A 17,155-nucleotide genomic window follows, 5' to 3' on the forward strand; every position below is an offset into this window, starting at 1 on the left:
AACAACGATGTTAGATGAAATCTCCTCCAAAGAAAAAGCTGCCATCCTTATTCGTACATTAGAAGAAGGGGTGGCAGCAAAAGTCATTGAATATATGACGGCTGAGGAAAAAGAAGTATTACTTCGTGAAATCGCGAAGTTTCGTGTATATAAACCGGAAACGTTAGAGAATGTACTAGGGGAGTTCTTGTATGAATTAAATGTAAAAGAATTAAACCTAGTGACTCCGGATAAAGAATATATTCGTCGCATATTTAAAAATATGCCAGAAGACGAACTAGAAAAATTATTGGAAGATCTTTGGTATAACAAAGATAATCCGTTTGAATTCTTAAATTCACTTGCGGATTTAGAACCGCTTCTTACTGTACTTAATGATGAATCGCCACAAACGATTGCGATTATCGCTTCTTATATTAAACCGCAGCTTGCTTCTCAATTAATTGAGAGATTACCAGATCATAAGCGAGTAGAAACGGTAATGGGGATTGCGAAGCTAGAGCAAGTTGATGGTGAATTAATAAATCAAATTGGTGATTTATTAAAATCGAAATTAAATAATATGGCATTTAATGCAATTAATAAAACGGATGGCTTGAAAACAATAGTAAACATTTTAAATAATGTTTCACGAGGTGTTGAAAAAACAGTCTTTCAAAAGCTGGATGAAATGGATTATGAGTTATCTGAGAAAATTAAAGAAAACATGTTTGTATTTGAAGACTTACTCGGACTTGAAGCTCTTGCACTTCGTCGTGTATTAGAAGAAATTACAGATAACGGTGTTATTGCGAAAGCACTTAAAATTGCAAAAGAAGAGATTAAAGAGAAATTATTTACATGTATGTCTTCAAACCGTAAAGAAATGATTCTAGAAGAATTAGATGGCTTAGGACCGCTTAAGATGACGGATGCTGAAAAGGCACAGCAAACGATTACAGGCACAGTGAAAAAGCTAGAGAAGGAAGGAAGAATTATCGTTCAAAGAGGTGAAGATGATGTCCTTATTTAAAAACAGAATTCCGAAGAATTCTGTTTCTTTTTCAGAAGAAACGTATGAATTACAATACCCAAAGCCAGCCGCAGTTCATATAGAAGAGGAAGAATTACAAGTTGATCATGCAGAACTTCGCGCGCAGCAAGAATCGTTACATATGGAAATGAATCAGCTAAGGCAAGAGCAGCAAATGCTAGAACGAGAGCGTCAACAGCTATTGCAAGATAAAGAAGAATTTCAAATGCATATTCATGAACAAATGGAACAGATGGAAGTAGCGCGTATGCAGTTTCAACAAGAACAGCAAGAAACAGCGTATGAATGGACAGAGTTATTATGGGATCAATCTTTTCATTTAGCAGAAAAAATCGTGAATCAAGCAGTAGATTCACGATTGCTTGATGTGTTACCCATTTTAACTGGTATCGTTCAAACGTTGCCTACTTCGTTTGAAAAATTAATCATTACCGTACACCCAGAAACATTTGAACGTATTCAAGAAGAGAAGGAAAATACGAAAGAGTATTGGTTACTACAATTAGTAGAATGGAAATATGATTTCTCCTTACAGTTCGGTGAATTTGTTCTAGAAGAAGAGAAAGAGTTCTTTGAATTTAAATTTGCACCTATATTTGCGAAACTTCGCCAGAAATGGGAAGAAGAGAAGTTATTTGAGGAGCAAAATGTATGACTCGACTATTAATGAATGAAAACCAAAAATGGAATATGTTTATTGAAACCCCGTTTTATACGAAAGTCGGTAAAGTTCATAGTGTACAAGAACAGTTTTTCGTAGCGAAAGGGCCAAAGGCAAAAATTGGAGATGTTTGTTTCGTTGGACAACATAATGTTTTATGTGAAGTGATTGCGATTGAAAAAGAAAATAATATGTTACTTCCATTTGAACAAACAGAAAAAGTATGTTACGGAGATTCAGTTACACTAATTGCAGAAGATGTTGTTATACCTCGTGGCAATCATTTACTTGGAAAAGTGTTAAGTGCAAATGGCGAAGTACTAAATGAGGATGCAGAGAATATTCCATTACAAAAAATAAAACTAGATGCCCCGCCTATTCATGCATTTGAACGTGAAGAAATTACCGATGTATTTGAAACGGGAATCAAATCAATTGACTCTATGCTAACAATTGGCATCGGTCAAAAGATTGGTATTTTTGCAGGTTCTGGTGTTGGTAAATCTACTTTACTCGGAATGATTGCGAAAAACGCAAAAGCTGACATTAATGTTATTAGTTTAGTAGGAGAACGTGGCCGGGAAGTAAAAGACTTTATTCGAAAAGAATTAGGTGAAGAAGGAATGCGAAAAAGCGTCGTTGTTGTAGCGACGTCAGATGAAAGTCACTTAATGCAACTTCGTGCAGCGAAACTCGCAACGTCTATTGCTGAATATTTCCGTGATCAAGGTAATAACGTACTACTTATGATGGACTCTGTTACTCGTTTTGCTGATGCGCGTAGAAGTGTTGATATTGCCGTTAAAGAGTTACCGATTGGCGGTAAAACACTCTTAATGGAAAGTTATATGAAGAAGCTGTTAGAGCGCTCTGGGAAAACGCAAAAGGGATCTATAACAGGTATATATACCGTGCTCGTCGATGGAGACGATTTAAACGGCCCTGTACCAGATTTAGCGCGTGGTATTTTAGATGGACATATTGTATTAAAACGTGAGCTTGCAACACTTAGTCATTACCCTGCTATTTCAGTGCTAGACTCAGTGAGTAGGATTATGGAAGAAATCGTTTCGCCAACTCATTGGCAACTTGCAAATGAAATGAGAAAAATCTTATCTGTTTATAAAGAAAATGAATTGTATTTTAAATTAGGAACGATTCAAGAAAATACAGAAAATGCTTATATTTTTGAATGTAAAAACAAAGTAGAAGGTATAAATACGTTTTTAAAACAAGGTCGATCTAATAGTTTCCAATTTGATGATATTGTTGAAGCGATGCACCATATAGTATAAGACCTCTGCCCAAGAGGTCTTATTTTTTTGTTTTTTAATATTTCACAGATTTTTTTGGAAAAAAACTATATAATAGAAAAAGAGAACGTTATAATAGGAAGGGGCTATAAAAACAGGTGGATAAGCAGCAGTACGACACGATAAAATTGCAAATAAATCAAGAAAAAGAACAGATTTTGAAAGAAGTGTATGAATTAGCAGGTGAAAAAAGAAAAATAGAACAAAAAAAAGAATATGATTTATATGTAGTAAAATCGCGTAGTAAAGTCGTACAAACTGGGCAGCGTATAATGGCTGGCATGCTTTCGTCACATACGTTTTCACCTGAAAGAATAGAAGAATGGAATCGGAAAATTAAAAAAACGGAAGATTTTATTCGAAAAAATGAAAGCCTTTTAGAGCAAGTAAAAGAAAAAGAACGTGTCATTGATGAGATGTATCAAGAAGGTTGTAGAAAGCTTGCTAAAATACGAGAAAAGCAGGAAGAAAAAATGCTTCTTGATTTGAAAATGTGTATGAATGGATGAGGTGAATATAGTGATACAGTCTGTATTACCGGTGCAACAAAGTTTACCTCCGCAAAAAGAAAAAGGGCTAGAAGTACAATCAAAAAGTGAAGATTCTTCATTCGATCTTACGATGAGAATGGAAAATAAAAAGCAGCCGAAAACGGAGAAAATGAAACGAGAAGAAGCACCAAAAGAAGAAAAAAAAGAATATATTCTTTCTAAACAATCAGTAACGAAAGAAGAGCCAATTGTAAAGAAAGAAGAAAAAAAAGAGACAGAACAGTTACTATTAGCTGTATCTGAGCAAATGGTTGCAATTGAACAATTACGTGTGCAGCCGGAATTGTTATATCAATACATACAAAAAATACAAGAGCTATATAAAGAATATGGGAATATAAAACTTAACGAATTACCCGCCAATGAATTACAACAGTTGCAAGAGCTTCTTTCAAATATGAATATCAAAAATGCTATATGTTTAGAAGATACAATGCAAATGGTATTAGACAAAATGAAGATGCCGGAGCAAACGATGCAAGCATTAAAAATTGTAGAAACAGAAACTTGTAATATTGCAAAGAAACAAGAAGATTCCAAAGACTTAGATGTAGATCTTCCAAAAGCTGAGGGCGATGATGTAAAGATAGAGTTGCCTGAAGGTGATGTGTTAAACGATTCGAGTTCAACGGGTGCGGAGTTATTAAATAAAGCAACGGGTACGGATCAAATAGGAAAATCAAATAGTGGCGCTGAGAAAGTTACGTTACCTGACTTAGGAAAGAAAATGGAAGCACAAGTAGAAGCGTTGCAAAAATTTGTAGTGAAACAAGAGCGTGTTTTATTTCAGTTAAATCCAGAAAAACTTGGTACATTAACGGTGTTTATGAAAAAACATGGAGATCAAATTGATGTTCACGTAGAAATGGAAAAACATGATGCGAAAAAACGTGTTGAAATTATTTTTGATGAATTGAGACTGAAGTTAAAAGAAAAAGAAATCAATATTCAAATTAGCTATTCAGATAAAGATGAAAATCGAAAAGAACAGCGAGAACAAGAGCAAAGACAAAAACAAAAATTAGCAAGTACGAAACATGAAAAACAACATGCAAAAGAATTTGCTGGATTATTGGAGGAATAAAGTGTGCCAACAGTTGGATTAAATACAACGAGTACAAATCATATTCCGTTACAAGCAGGAGCACAAACAAAAAACGCATCTGTTACTGGTGCACAGTCGACAGCTCAACAAGCAAACGGAGTATCAGCAAGTACTCAAAAAACACCCGGTATTATGGATAAAGATGATTTCCTGAAACTTTTCTTAGCAAGCTTTCAACATCAAGACCCGTTTAATGCGATGGATATGAACCAAATGATGAACCAAACAGCACAGCTATCGCTTATGGAGCAAGTACAGAATATGACGAAAGCAGTAGATAAACTGCAATCAACGATGTATTCGACGGCTCTTGATGGAGGGATGAAGTTTTTAGGAAAGTACGTTAGAGGTGTAAGCAATAATGGAAAGCAAGTGACTGGTCAAGTGGAAACAGTTCGACTTGCTGAAAATAACGATGTGCAACTTATTGTTGATAATCAAGTTGTCTCACTTCGTTTCATAGAAAGGGTTTCTGATAAACCGATAACAGAAACTAATCCGGAAGATGAGAAGAAAGATGATATAGAAAAAAATGAAGAGGTTAAGCAAGATTAATAAAAGGAGTGTACAAAGGTTATGATTAAAGCGTTATATACAAGTATTACAGGGATGAATGCAGCACAAAATGCATTAAGTGTTACTTCAAATAATATTGCAAATGCACAAACAGTTGGGTATAAAAAGCAAAAGGCTATTTTTGATGATTTGCTATATAATAATACTGTTGGTTCACGTGGTGATGGTGCCTATGCGGGTACGAATCCAAAGAGTATTGGTAACGGTGTAAAGTTCAGTGGGACATCTACAGATTTTAGTGATGGTTCTATTACTTTAACTAGTGATAAGATGGAGACAGCGATAGAAGGAAACGGTTTGTTTTTAGTTGGTGATCGTAACGGTGGAAATGTAGAGTATACGAGAAAAGGATCTTTTGGTGTATCGAAAGATAGCTATGTTACAAATACAGGTGGACAGTATGTACTGGGTTATGGTGTAAAAACAGGAACACAAGAAGTAGATTTTTCTTCACGACCAAGCCCAATTCATATTCCAATGGGATCAGCTGTTGGTGGGATTCAAACAGATAAAGCGACAATAGGCGGAAACCTTCCTAGAAACCAAAATGCATTATCTCACGAATTCACAGTTTTTGATGCGGAAGGGAACTCGTTAACGTTACGTGTAAATATTAAACAAAAGACTACAAAAGAGACTGTAGATGGTAAAGAAGTTGAAAAGCCAGTGCCAGGCGAATATACATATTCAGTTTCTGTAAGAAATGATTCTAAAAACGAAAAAGAATTTAAGCCTATTGAAGGCATGCCGGACAACAAACCGCTTATATTTGATACATTGGGAAATTTAAAGCAAACAGATGAACCTGTACAAAAAGATCCAGTAACTGGTGAAATTACTAAAGGTGGAACTATTACAATTCCTTTTGGTGATGGTCTGACGCTAGATTTAAGCGGTTTAACAAACTATCCAACTGGAAAAACTATTTCTACAACAGAAGTAACGGGGCGTCCAGCTGCAATTGCAAATGATTATTCTATTTCTGACGGTGGTTTCGTTATGATGAAATATTCGGATGGTAGTATGAAAGTTGTAGGACAACTAGCTGTAGCTACATTCCCAAATTCAGGTGGATTAATGAAAACAGGGAATGGAAATTACGTTGCGACACCATCAGCGGGTATTCCAGGAGTAGGTGTTGCTGGTGAGAATGGTGCAGGTAATGTACGAGGATCAGCAAAAGAAAGTTCAAACGTAGATTTATCTGTAGAATTCGTTGACTTAATGCTTTATCAACGCGGATTCCAAGGAAATGCGAAGGTAATTAAAGTGTCAGATGAAGTATTAAATGAAGTTGTAAACTTAATTCGATAATATATCATAAAGAAAAATTGTAATGTAGTAGAAAGGGTTTTTTATTCGTATGACGACAAGACAAGAGCGAATTTTACAATTGCCTTTTTTCGAAAATAAACGTGAACTTGCCGAGCAAGTGTTAAACATGGAACGAGAAGAGCATATATATTTACCTGATCAATTTGAAATTAAGCAAGTACCTCCATATTCATTTGGTGAAAAGCAATCGATTATTGGCCGTATTCATGAGTTTTATTTCGTAAGTGTTGGTAGCGAAGGAGAATGGAAGTATCAACTGTTTAAGGACGAGATGAAGTGCCGTGAGTTTTTTATTACACTATCAGGGATAACGGATCAGCAGATTGCATTTTGGTTCAATAACATCGAGTTGTTGAAAAGCTCTTAAAAAGCTTTTAAAAGCCCCTTTTTAGGTTTTGAGAGAGGACACCTGGCGGTTGCTTATGTGGGTGCTCGACTGTTGTTTAAGACCAGAGATATGGAGATTTACTAGGTTAGTTTAAGTTTTAAGCGAAGTGTAGTATGAATAATACCTGTGGTCTTAGCGTGTTAGATGGACTAATAAGTTTATTTGTGAAGATAGATTTCTATAAAAGGAGAGGTGAGGAGGATGGCGCAGAATAAGTATCGCGTTACATTCATTTCGCCGAGTGAGGTTGAGCAGCGGACTGTAATGGCGGCGAGTAGTTTGCCAGATTTAATTCGTAAAGTAGAGAGTATTATTGCAGATCCGAACGGTTATTTTGTAAATGATAAAAAAAATAATTGCTATTTTAAAGTAATTAAAGAAAATGTTACGTTCATTCAATATGAGTTACTATTTTCGGATAAGGAAATTCATATTGAAAAATTAAAACATATAGCACCAGCTATATTGAAACAATTATTTAAAAAACTAAATGATCCAGAATTATATGCGCTTGCGCTACTTGATGTTGATATAGCGACGAAAGAATATGTGCTAGAAGAAATGGATTCAGAGCTAAGAATACGAGTAGAAACGGAGCTTGCAAAAAAGTGGGAAGCAATGCCGACAGAAATTGTAGGAGCACAAGAAGTGTTATTAGAGGCACTTGCTTCGTTTATACACGATTAAGCGTCTTTTAAAATAAATCGTTCGACTATCTATATTTTGTATATAGGTAGTTGACTTTTTCTCTTTTATAAAGCTTAATAATTAGATATACGGAATTAATGGAAGGGGAGCGACACCTTTATGTCACAAGCACAAAGTATTTTATTAGAAAGCGGAACAAATGAATTAGAGATTGTCACATATACTGTTGGTGAAAATCTGTTTAGTATCAACGTAATGAAAGTACGTGAAATCATTAATCCATTCCCTGTTACAACTGTGCCAGAATCGCATCATGCAGTTGAAGGTGTTGTTCAAGTACGTGGTGAAATTTTACCTGTTATAAACTTAGCGACAGCTCTTAATTTAAAATCAACAAAGCCACTTGATCAAACGAAATTTATTATTTCAGAATTAAATCAAATGAAAGTTATTTTCCGTGTTGATGAAGTGCATCGTATTCAACGTATTTCGTGGGAACAAATTGATGAACCAGCTTCATTGTCTATGGGACTAGAAGAAACGACATCTGGTATTGTAAAACTAGATGGAAAAATTATCTTACTATTAGATTACGAGAAAATTGTATGTGAAATTAGCGGAACTGGTTATGATAATAAATCCCTTTCAAAATTAGAACAAAAAACAGATCGAGCTGAAAAAGTTATTTATATTGCGGAAGATTCAGCGATGCTTCGTCAAATATTAGAAGAAACATTATCATCAGCTGGATATACGAAAATGAACTTCTTCAGCAATGGTGCAGAAGCATTGGCGCAAATTGAAAAGCTAGCGAAAGAGCAAGGCGAAAAAATGTTTGAACATATTCACTTGCTAATTACGGATATTGAAATGCCGAAAATGGATGGACACCATTTAACGAAAGTAATTAAAGATGGTGAAGTAATGAATCGTTTACCAGTCGTTATTTTCTCTTCACTAATTACAAATGAATTATTCCATAAAGGCGAAGCTGTGGGGGCGAATGCTCAAGTAAGTAAGCCAGATATTCAAGAGTTAATTGGTTTAGTTGATAAGTTAGTGTTGTAAAAGAGTTTGGAAAAGCGCTTTTTAGCTAGAATAGAAGCTCTAGCTATGCATGGCGGTCGGTGCCTAATAGAGCCCTATGCGATGTGAGATCAAAGATATGGAGTGGTTTTATGTAAGTAGAAGAAGTGAGGATTTGCAGACACTATTTACAACTCTATTCTTCTAGTGGAGAGAAGGGAACTAGCCATATGTAGTATTGGTTAGTTCCTTTTTAGTATTCTATACTCTGTATAGGAGGAAAAATGGAATGTTTTTGGAGTGTTTATGGTTGTAAGTATAAAAAATCTTCATTTGAAGATTTTTGATTTGAAAATATAAAAATGTATCTTTGGATAATTTTAGTAATATTTCGTGGTAACGCAAACTTTTTCGGTGAAAATACATCCGAAATACCATATAATATAATTAAATGTAATTAATATGCAATTATACATATTAATTAAAAAATCTTTTTTTATTTCTATACTTTCTATATATTTTTGTATGTTTATTATTTGACAGACAATTTTGAAATGTTATAATATGGATATGTAAAAATTGCTATTTTCTGAGAAGACATGGGAGTCAGATGAGAATTGTGAAAGGATGAGGGGGAGTGACACAGATTATGTATCACCACACAGCAATCAATGTATTAAGTCTTTTACAAAACATGTCAAATAATAAAATGAACGATGTGCAACTAGAAGAGGAATTAAAAAAAATAGAGAAACAATTCCAAGTAGAGTATGAAGAACTAGTTGATTTACATAATAGAATGGTATTATTTCAAATAGATATAGAAAAACATGGTGGGATGCGGGCGTATGAAAAATCTACAATTACATGGCTGAAGTCTGAGTTAGAGTTACTGTATGAAGTGTATCAATTTTCCCAACGTCACGGTTTAAACATTATTAATATTTCAAAATACGTCAGTAAAAAAGAACTAAATCTTTTTCCAAAAACAGCAAGCCAATTGCAAAATACGTATTACAAATTAAAAAAATGTGAAATACTGTTTGAAAATATTGAAAAACAAAAACCAGGACGAAAGCGAAAATATACGCCTGTAAAAGAACCAATTGTTGAAATAAAAAAAGAAAACAAGAAAGAATTAAGAAAAGAAGTTCAAAATATAGAGAATGAAAAAAGTCTTGTAACAGTTATATCTGGTATTGTTGATAATTTTGAAACGATTAGCCAGTGTAGTGAAAGAAAAGAGCATGAACTACATCAATTCATGGAAGGAATCTATAAGCTTTCTAGCATGGCCGCAGAGCGTTCAAAAGATGAAAAGAATACTCGTGGTCTCGAAGACGAATTACATGTATTACGGGCTGAAAATGAAAGGCTAAAACGAGAAAAGGAAGAGCTTGTTCATGATATAAAAGAAATGACGCATCATTTAATTCATTTCATTACGAGCTCTGATATTAATCAAATTCGCACATTGCCTTTCTTCGTAAAAGAATGTAAACAAGATTTGCATAAATTAGGGTTATATAACGCACAAGACGGTAAAATGAAAATTATGGTTGATCGTAGTGGACAGGTTATGACTGTAACACAGTAATGAAATTTGGGTACAAAATAAAAGGGAGGTACATAGCTTATATGTATTTCCCTTTTATTTTGTATGGAATCGTTCCAAAAAAGGAAGATGAATGTTTACGATTGTAGTAATTTAGAAACCATTTGCGGTATTTGATTCGCCTGTGGAACCATACTGAGCGCAACTTCAGTTAACAATTTAAACTTTAAAAAATCACTCGTAACAATACGCATAATAGACACTCTTGATAGATTCATAAAATCGGTGTTTTAAAGCTAATAAACGGCTATGGAATGATAAAAGGGTTTGTACTCACTTTATCTTTTTGTTTTCATATACGGAACGAGGGGAAAATAAGCCCTGACAGATTCTAAGTATGGTTAGAGCCTCTCTTTAAACTAAAAAGAAAGTTTTTTATCTGTTTATATAGAAAAAATAAACCTCTCCGCAAGCAGAGAGGTTTATTCATGAAAATAATTCAAATGGCTTATTGTAATAATTTAGAAACCATTTGAGGAGTTTGGTTAGCTTGAGAAAGCATGCTGATACCAGCTTCGTTCAAGATTTTGAACTTAGTCATTTCAGACATTTCTTTTGCCATATCAGCATCTTCGATTTGAGAAGCAGCAGCAGCCATATTAGTAGCTTGGCTAGTTACGTTGTTTAAGTTATGATCTAAACGGTTTAATTGAGAACCGAAAGTTGCTCTAGCGTCAGTAACAGCTTGGATAGCTGTGTCAAGAGCTATTATTTCATCTTTTGCAGTAGTTACATCTGTTAAAGTACCCAACTTATCACTTGTAATATCCTTTGTATTGATAGCTGTGATATCAAGTGTATCATTTGCAGCATCAGAAAGTTGAATTTTAATATCTTTACCGCCACCGGCTGTGTCTAGGAATGCATTGCCGTTAAAGTTTGTTTTTCCAGCGATATGACCAATTTCACCTTTTAATTGCTCATACTCTTTGTTTAAAGAAGCTGTATCTTTTGTGTTATTTGTACCACTAGCAGCTTGCGTAGCCAGATCACGCATACGAAGTAAGATGTTAGAAATTGAGCCTAAAGCAGCGTCACCAGTACGTAAAGCAGACATAGCGTCTTGTGTGTTACGTGCTCCAACGTTTAATCCGCCTTCTTTTGCACGCATACGAGTAGCGATAGCTAAGCCAGCCGCATCGTCAGCGGCACTGTTAATAGATTTACCGCTAGATAAACGATTCATCGCAGTATTCATTTTGTCTTGGTTTTGGCGCATGTACTCTTGTGTACGCATGCTGTTAATGTTTGTATTAATTCTCATGTAAAGAACCCCCATTTTTTTATCTTGGACTTTTAGTTATCTATAAATCTCTTTGATTACAAAGAGATTTATAGGATCAAATGGATTATTGTAATAATTTAGAAACCATTTGAGGTGTTTGGTTTGCTTGAGAAAGCATGCTGATACCAGCTTCGTTCAAGATTTTGAATTTAGTCATTTCAGACATTTCTTTTGCCATATCAGCATCTTCGATTTGAGAAGCAGCAGCAGCCATGTTAGTAGCTTGGCTAGTTACGTTGTTTAAGTTATGGTCTAAACGGTTTAATTGAGAACCGAAAGTTGCTCTAGCGTCAGCAATTGCTTGGATGGCTGTGTCAATTTTACCCATTTCAGTTGTTGCTGCAGTTACAGCAGCTGCTGAATCAGCACCTGTTAATTTTCCAACAGCAGCACCAAGTAGTGTATCAACCTTTGCATCAATAGCTGTAATAACAAGAGTATCACTTGCAGCATCAGAAAGTTGGATAGTCACATCTGAGCCCTTCTTAGTAGCATCAGCATCAGCAGAGTTTAAAAATGCATTACCGTTAAAGTTAGTTTTTTCAGCAATATGGTTAATTTCTTTTGCTAATTGTTGGTACTCTTCGTCTAGAGAAGCTGAATCTTTAACATTATTTGTACCACTAGCAGCTTGCGTAGCAAGATCACGCATACGAAGTAAGATGTTAGAAATTGAGCCTAAAGCAGCGTCACCAGTACGTAAAGCAGACATAGCGTCTTGCGTGTTACGTGCTCCAACGTTTAATCCGCCTTCTTTTGCACGCATACGAGTAGCGATAGCTAGGCCAGCCGCATCGTCAGCGGCACTGTTAATAGATTTACCGCTAGATAAACGATTCATCGCAGTATTCATTTTGTCTTGGTTTTGGCGCATGTACTCTTGTGTACGCATGCTGTTAATGTTTGTATTAATTCTCATGTAAAGAACCCCCATTTTTTTATCTTGGACTTTTAGTTATCTATAAATCTCTTTGATTACAAAGAGATTTATAGGATCAAATGGATTATTGTAATAATTTAGAAACCATTTGAGGTGTTTGGTTTGCTTGAGAAAGCATGCTGATACCAGCTTCGTTCAAGATTTTGAATTTAGTCATTTCAGACATTTCTTTTGCCATATCAGCATCTTCGATTTGAGAAGCAGCAGCAGCCATATTAGTAGCTTGGCTCGTTACGTTGTTTAAGTTATGATCTAAACGGTTTAATTGAGAACCGAAAGTTGCTCTTGCATCAGCAACAGCTTGGATAGCAGTATCAATTTTACCCATTTCAGTTGTTGCGCCAGCTACGTCTGCTAAAGTCCCCAAAGTTCCACTTGTAAGTGCCTTTGTATCGATAGCTGTAATAACAAGAGTATCACTTGCAGCATCAGAAAGTTGAATCGTAATGTCTGTACCTGGATTAGTAGCAGCAGATTTGTCTAGGAATGCATTGCCGTTAAAGTTTGTTTTTCCAGCGATATGGTCAATTTCTCCTTTTAATTGCTCATACTCTTTGCTTAAAGATGCAGTATCTTTTGCGTTATTCGTACCGCTAGCAGCTTGCGTAGCAAGATCACGCATACGAAGTAAGATGTTAGAAATTGAACCTAAAGCAGCATCACCAGTACGTAAAGCAGACATAGCGTCTTGCGTGTTACGTGCTCCAACGTTTAATCCGCCTTCTTTTGCACGCATACGAGTAGCGATAGCTAAGCCAGCCGCATCGTCTGCCGCACTGTTAATAGATTTACCGCTAGATAAACGATTCATCGCAGTATTCATTTTGTCTTGGTTTTGGCGCATGTACTCTTGCGTACGCATGCTATTAATATTTGTATTAATTCTCATGATAAGAACCCCCATTTTTTTATATTGATTTTTCTGTTAATTGATAAACGTAAATATGCAAAAAAATCAATTTCGAGATTAATTGTAATCCTTGGTATATATCGTGTCAACGATTAATTGTAATTATTGAATATAAAAAAATGATAATTTTCTATTTGTTCATTTTTTTATTACAATATTATCAAAAGGATTATTGCAAACTTTAAAAAAAAACTCTAATATTAGATTATCTTTGTTTACCGAAAAGGTGATATTATGGTAGTTGGAAATATAGTAAAAGAAGTGCTTGCATATAAGAAAGGACAAATTCAGCAAAAGCTAAGCAGTCCACAAGCATTCGTTAGTAGTCGTTTTCAAGAGAAGTTGCAGAGTGAACCTGTGAAGGAGACGAAGGGTACTACGCAGCCGGCAAACATAGAAGATATGAGTCAGCCGGTACAATCTACGAAAATAGAAACGGTTGTTAATAAGCCGGAACAATCTATTAATAAAGTAGAGGAAGCGAGTAAGCCTGAAGAAAAAGCTGAAACGAAGAAAGTAGATGAAGTGCAAGTCGCGCAAAAAGAGTTTGAACGACGTTTCCCAGAAACGAAAAATGAGGCTGCTGATACGTGGGGATTAACGAAGAAGTATAATATTCAAAAAATACGTTCTTCCAATGAAGGGAAGTATGAGGACATTATTGATCGCGCTAGCCGTACATATGGAATTCCGAAAACGTTAATTCAAAAAATGATTGAAGTAGAATCTGATTTTAATCCGAAAACGGTGTCACATGCAGGTGCGATGGGGCTTATGCAGCTTATGCCAGCGAATGTGAAAGAGATGGGTATAAAAAATCCATTTTCACCAGCTGAAAGTATTGAAGGCGGCGTGAAAGAGTTAAGCGGTTATTTAAAGAAAAATAATGGCGACTTAGTATTGGCGCTCGCTTCTTATAATGCGGGTCCTGGTAATGTGAGAAAGTACGGAGGCGTACCGCCATTTAAAGAAACGCAAGGATATATTAAAAAAATATTAAATATCGACGTTTCAAAATAAGAAATTTCATATATAGAGAGAACATGAAATTTTCGTGAACATGATATGGGAGTTGACTAGATTTGAAATTACAAGATGATATTCCGTTAACAATTTATTTTGAAATCGGAAATACGAAAAAGAAAATTGAAGATCTGCTTCATATTACGAAAGGTACATTGTATCGTCTGGAAAATTCAACGAAAAATACGGTGCGTCTTATGCTTGAGAATGAAGAGATTGGAACCGGAAAGATTTTGACGAAAAACGGGAAGATGTACGTTGAAATCGTTGAATTGAAAAGGTAGGGAAGGGGATTGTCATGAGTGGCGAAAAATTAAGCCAAGAGCAAATTGATGCCCTGCTGAAGGCGGTAAATGAAGGCGAGGAAATGCCAGCTTTCGCACAAGAAGCAGGGAAGCAAGAGAAATTTCAGGAGTATGATTTTAATAGACCAGAGAAGTTCGGTGTTGAGCATTTACGTAGTTTGCAAGCGATTGCTTCTACGTTTGGAAAACAGACGTCACAGACGTTGGCAGCGCGTATGCGTATTCCGATTGAGCTAGAGCCTTCAACAGTTGAGCAAGTTCCATTTACGAGTGAGTATGTGGAGAAAATGCCGAAAGATTATTATTTATATTGCGTAATTGACCTCGGTTTACCAGAGCTTGGAGAAATTGTTATTGAGATTGATTTAGCATTTGTTATTTATATTCATGAATGTTGGCTTGGCGGGGATAGTAAACGCAACTTTACGATGCGCAGACCGCTAACGGCGTTTGAGTTTTTAACGCTCGATAATATATTCATGCTTCTTTGTAAAAATTTAGAGCAATCATTTGAAAGTGTTGTTGCGATTGAACCGAAGTTTGTAACGACGGAAACAGATCCGAATGCATTAAAGATTACGACAGCGAGCGATATAATTTCGTTACTTAACGTAAATATGAAAACAGATTTTTGGAATACGACGGTGCGTATCGGTATTCCGTTCTTATCTGTTGAAGAAATTATGGATAAGTTAACGTCTGAAAATATTGTCGAACATTCTTCGGATAAGCGTAAAAAGTATACGTCTGAAGTGGAAGTAAAAGTAAATCAAGTGTTTAAACCTGTTCACGTTGCAATTGGCGAGCAGAAGATGACAATGGGTGAGATTGAACAAATTGAAGAAGGCGATATTATTCCGCTCCATACGAAAGTTTCGGATGAATTACTTGGTTATGTTGATGGAAAGCATAAATTTAATTGTTTTATTGGGAAAGATGGAACGCGTAAGGCGCTCTTATTTAAAAGTTTTGTAGAGTAGGAGGATCCATATGAAGCATGAAGTATCTCCTGTGTCATTAATGGGATTAGAAGATTTTGCAGGGAAGCGAAATGAAGCAGGTAAAGCACATATTGATACTGTTTCAGACATTTCGATTGAACTTGGTGTAAAGCTTGGGAAGTCATCTATTACGCTCGGTGATGTGAAACAGTTAAAAGTGGGCGATGTTCTTGAAGTAGAGAAAAACCTAGGACATAAAGTAGATGTGTATTTAAGTAATATGAAAGTCGGCATCGGTGAAGCGATCGTAATGGACGAGAAGTTCGGTATTATCATTTCTGAAATTGAAGCCGATAAGAAGCAAGCTGCGCTTATGAAAGCGCAAAGTCAAATGCAAGATAAAGAGTAGAGGAGGAGTCATATGTCGTATATGACGACCTTATTTCAAGTCGTTTTACTGTTTGGTGCGCTCGGCTACGGTGCATATTATATGACGAAAAAGACGCGCAAGCAGCAGTTTTTTAAACAAGGTGAAAATGGCCATATTCAAGTGAAAGACGGCGTGTATTTAAATCATCAAACGAGTGCCTTTTTATTTGAAGTAGACGGCAAGCAAGTGTTCACTGTTATTAGTAATAACGGTGTACAATCTGTGCAATTAACAGGAACAGGAAATCAGTTTCAACAAGCGCTAGAAGACGCGGTGAAGAGTGAAACGAAAAAAGTAGAGGATCCATCATGAGAATAAAGAAACAGTTATCATTATTAGCCGTTATTTTCGTATTTTCTATCGTTTTTTCAATTATTTTTGTAAATCCAGCGTATGCGGCCCCGAACGGTTTTATTAATTTCGAAAATGGGAAAGAGTTTACGAGTAATTCAAGTGTACAATTATTTGCGCTCGTTACCCTTTTATCATTATCTTCTTCTATCGTTCTATTATTTACACATTTTACTTATTTTATGATCGTTCTTGGGATTACACGTCAAGGACTTGGGGTAATGAATTTACCACCGAACCAAGTACTTGTTGGACTTGCATTATTTTTATCACTCTTTACGATGCAGCCTGTACTTGGGCAGCTAAAGAGCGATGTGTGGGATCCGATGACGAAAGAGAAAATAACTGTAAGTCAAGCTGCTGAGACGACAGCTCCGATTATGAAAGAGTATATGTCAAAGCATACGTATAAGCATGATTTAAAGATGATGCTGAAAGTGCGCGGAGAAGAATTGCCGAAAGATTTGAAAGATCTTTCCTTATTTACGCTTGTGCCATCCTTTACGTTAACGCAAATCCAAAAAGGATTGTTGACGGGGATGTTCATTTATTTAGCGTTTGTATTTATAGATTTGATTATTAGTACACTGTTAATGTACCTCGGGATGATGATGGTACCGCCGATGATTTTAAGTTTACCGTTTAAAATACTTGTTTTCGTATATTTAGGTGGATATACAAAAATCGTCGACATTATGTTTAAAACAGTCGCCTGAAGC

General features: G+C 35.6%; 20 protein-coding genes and 1 pseudogene. 17 read left to right on the forward strand and 4 right to left on the reverse strand.

Annotated features, from left to right (window positions below):
* The first annotated feature begins 7 nt into the window (after positions 1 to 7).
* The 11 genes from KZZ19_RS08225 to KZZ19_RS08275 all read left to right on the forward strand — a co-directional run bounded on the left by KZZ19_RS08225 (position 8) and on the right by KZZ19_RS08275 (position 10,233).
* A complete protein-coding gene (locus tag KZZ19_RS08225) occupies positions 8 to 1,012 on the forward strand; it encodes a flagellar motor switch protein FliG (protein ID WP_048561266.1) in 1,005 nt (334 codons plus the stop codon).
* Positions 999 to 1,688, forward strand: a complete 690-nt coding sequence (locus tag KZZ19_RS08230; RefSeq protein WP_097817769.1) for a FliH/SctL family protein — start codon at positions 999 to 1,001, stop codon at positions 1,686 to 1,688. Before KZZ19_RS08225 ends, KZZ19_RS08230 begins: the two co-directional genes overlap by 14 nt.
* Positions 1,685 to 2,989, forward strand: coding sequence for a flagellar protein export ATPase FliI (gene fliI, locus KZZ19_RS08235; RefSeq protein WP_098324353.1), 1,305 nt, complete (start codon positions 1,685 to 1,687; stop codon positions 2,987 to 2,989). The genes KZZ19_RS08230 and fliI overlap by 4 nt, the downstream gene beginning before the upstream one ends.
* 116 nt (positions 2,990 to 3,105) lie before the next feature.
* Complete coding sequence (locus tag KZZ19_RS08240) at positions 3,106 to 3,516, forward strand: cytoplasmic protein (protein WP_098324354.1); 411 nt, start codon at positions 3,106 to 3,108, stop codon at positions 3,514 to 3,516.
* A gap of 10 nt (positions 3,517 to 3,526) precedes the next feature.
* On the forward strand, positions 3,527 to 4,642 hold the full coding sequence (locus tag KZZ19_RS08245; protein WP_142332109.1) for a flagellar hook-length control protein FliK: 1,116 nt from the start codon (positions 3,527 to 3,529) through the stop codon (positions 4,640 to 4,642).
* Between the two features lie 3 nt (positions 4,643 to 4,645).
* Positions 4,646 to 5,218: a flagellar hook assembly protein FlgD gene (locus tag KZZ19_RS08250; RefSeq protein WP_001143483.1), complete on the forward strand. Its 573-nt coding sequence runs from the start codon at positions 4,646 to 4,648 to the stop codon at positions 5,216 to 5,218.
* 21 nt (positions 5,219 to 5,239) lie between these two features.
* Positions 5,240 to 6,553, forward strand: a complete 1,314-nt coding sequence (gene flgE / locus KZZ19_RS08255) for a flagellar hook protein FlgE (protein WP_097817765.1) — start codon at positions 5,240 to 5,242, stop codon at positions 6,551 to 6,553.
* Between the two features lie 49 nt (positions 6,554 to 6,602).
* On the forward strand, positions 6,603 to 6,941 hold the full coding sequence (locus tag KZZ19_RS08260; protein ID WP_097817764.1) for a DUF3964 family protein: 339 nt from the start codon (positions 6,603 to 6,605) through the stop codon (positions 6,939 to 6,941).
* A 222-nt stretch (positions 6,942 to 7,163) separates the two neighbouring features.
* A complete protein-coding gene (locus KZZ19_RS08265) occupies positions 7,164 to 7,649 on the forward strand; it encodes a LysR family transcriptional regulator (RefSeq protein ID WP_097817763.1) in 486 nt (161 codons plus the stop codon).
* Positions 7,650 to 7,769: 120 nt separating this feature from the next.
* Complete coding sequence (locus KZZ19_RS08270) at positions 7,770 to 8,678, forward strand: chemotaxis protein (protein ID WP_097817762.1); 909 nt, start codon at positions 7,770 to 7,772, stop codon at positions 8,676 to 8,678.
* A 607-nt stretch (positions 8,679 to 9,285) separates the two neighbouring features.
* A complete protein-coding gene (locus KZZ19_RS08275) occupies positions 9,286 to 10,233 on the forward strand; it encodes a DNA-binding domain-containing protein (RefSeq protein WP_097817761.1) in 948 nt (315 codons plus the stop codon).
* A 95-nt stretch (positions 10,234 to 10,328) separates the two neighbouring features.
* Here KZZ19_RS08275 and KZZ19_RS08280 read toward each other — a convergent pair.
* From KZZ19_RS08280 to KZZ19_RS08295, 4 genes and pseudogenes are all read right to left on the reverse strand, one after another.
* Positions 10,329 to 10,430 (reverse strand): annotated as a pseudogene (locus tag KZZ19_RS08280) (flagellin); the annotation flags it as partial.
* 269 nt (positions 10,431 to 10,699) lie between these two features.
* On the reverse strand, positions 10,700 to 11,515 hold the full coding sequence (locus tag KZZ19_RS08285) for a flagellin (protein WP_097817760.1): 816 nt from the start codon (positions 11,513 to 11,515) through the stop codon (positions 10,700 to 10,702).
* An 85-nt stretch (positions 11,516 to 11,600) separates the two neighbouring features.
* Positions 11,601 to 12,455, reverse strand: coding sequence for a flagellin (locus KZZ19_RS08290; RefSeq protein WP_097817759.1), 855 nt, complete (start codon positions 12,453 to 12,455; stop codon positions 11,601 to 11,603).
* Positions 12,456 to 12,540: 85 nt separating this feature from the next.
* Positions 12,541 to 13,365, reverse strand: a complete 825-nt coding sequence (locus KZZ19_RS08295) for a flagellin (protein WP_348638033.1) — start codon at positions 13,363 to 13,365, stop codon at positions 12,541 to 12,543.
* Positions 13,366 to 13,620: 255 nt separating this feature from the next.
* Between KZZ19_RS08295 and KZZ19_RS08300 the strand changes: the two genes are divergently transcribed.
* The 6 genes from KZZ19_RS08300 to KZZ19_RS08325 all read left to right on the forward strand — a co-directional run bounded on the left by KZZ19_RS08300 (position 13,621) and on the right by KZZ19_RS08325 (position 17,152).
* Entirely contained in the window at positions 13,621 to 14,406 is a 786-nt protein-coding gene (locus KZZ19_RS08300) for a lytic transglycosylase domain-containing protein (RefSeq protein ID WP_097817758.1), read from the forward strand.
* A 62-nt stretch (positions 14,407 to 14,468) separates the two neighbouring features.
* A complete protein-coding gene (locus KZZ19_RS08305; RefSeq protein WP_000775712.1) occupies positions 14,469 to 14,693 on the forward strand; it encodes a flagellar motor switch protein FliN in 225 nt (74 codons plus the stop codon).
* 14 nt (positions 14,694 to 14,707) lie between these two features.
* Positions 14,708 to 15,694 carry a flagellar motor switch protein FliM gene (gene fliM, locus KZZ19_RS08310; protein WP_097817757.1) on the forward strand — a complete coding sequence of 329 codons (987 nt, stop codon included), beginning with the start codon at positions 14,708 to 14,710 and terminating at the stop codon, positions 15,692 to 15,694.
* A gap of 10 nt (positions 15,695 to 15,704) precedes the next feature.
* Positions 15,705 to 16,064 (forward strand): flagellar motor switch protein FliN, encoded by a 360-nt coding sequence (gene fliN / locus KZZ19_RS08315; protein ID WP_000680010.1) that lies wholly within the window; start codon positions 15,705 to 15,707, stop codon positions 16,062 to 16,064.
* A gap of 12 nt (positions 16,065 to 16,076) precedes the next feature.
* Positions 16,077 to 16,397 carry a hypothetical protein gene (locus KZZ19_RS08320; RefSeq protein WP_000121176.1) on the forward strand — a complete coding sequence of 107 codons (321 nt, stop codon included), beginning with the start codon at positions 16,077 to 16,079 and terminating at the stop codon, positions 16,395 to 16,397.
* Entirely contained in the window at positions 16,394 to 17,152 is a 759-nt protein-coding gene (locus KZZ19_RS08325) for a flagellar type III secretion system pore protein FliP (RefSeq protein ID WP_001220582.1), read from the forward strand. The genes KZZ19_RS08320 and KZZ19_RS08325 overlap by 4 nt, the downstream gene beginning before the upstream one ends.
* Positions 17,153 to 17,155 lie beyond the last annotated feature (3 nt).

Origin of the sequence: Bacillus thuringiensis (assembly GCF_022095615.2) — a bacterium.
Classification (GTDB): domain Bacteria; phylum Bacillota; class Bacilli; order Bacillales; family Bacillaceae_G; genus Bacillus_A; species Bacillus_A cereus_AG.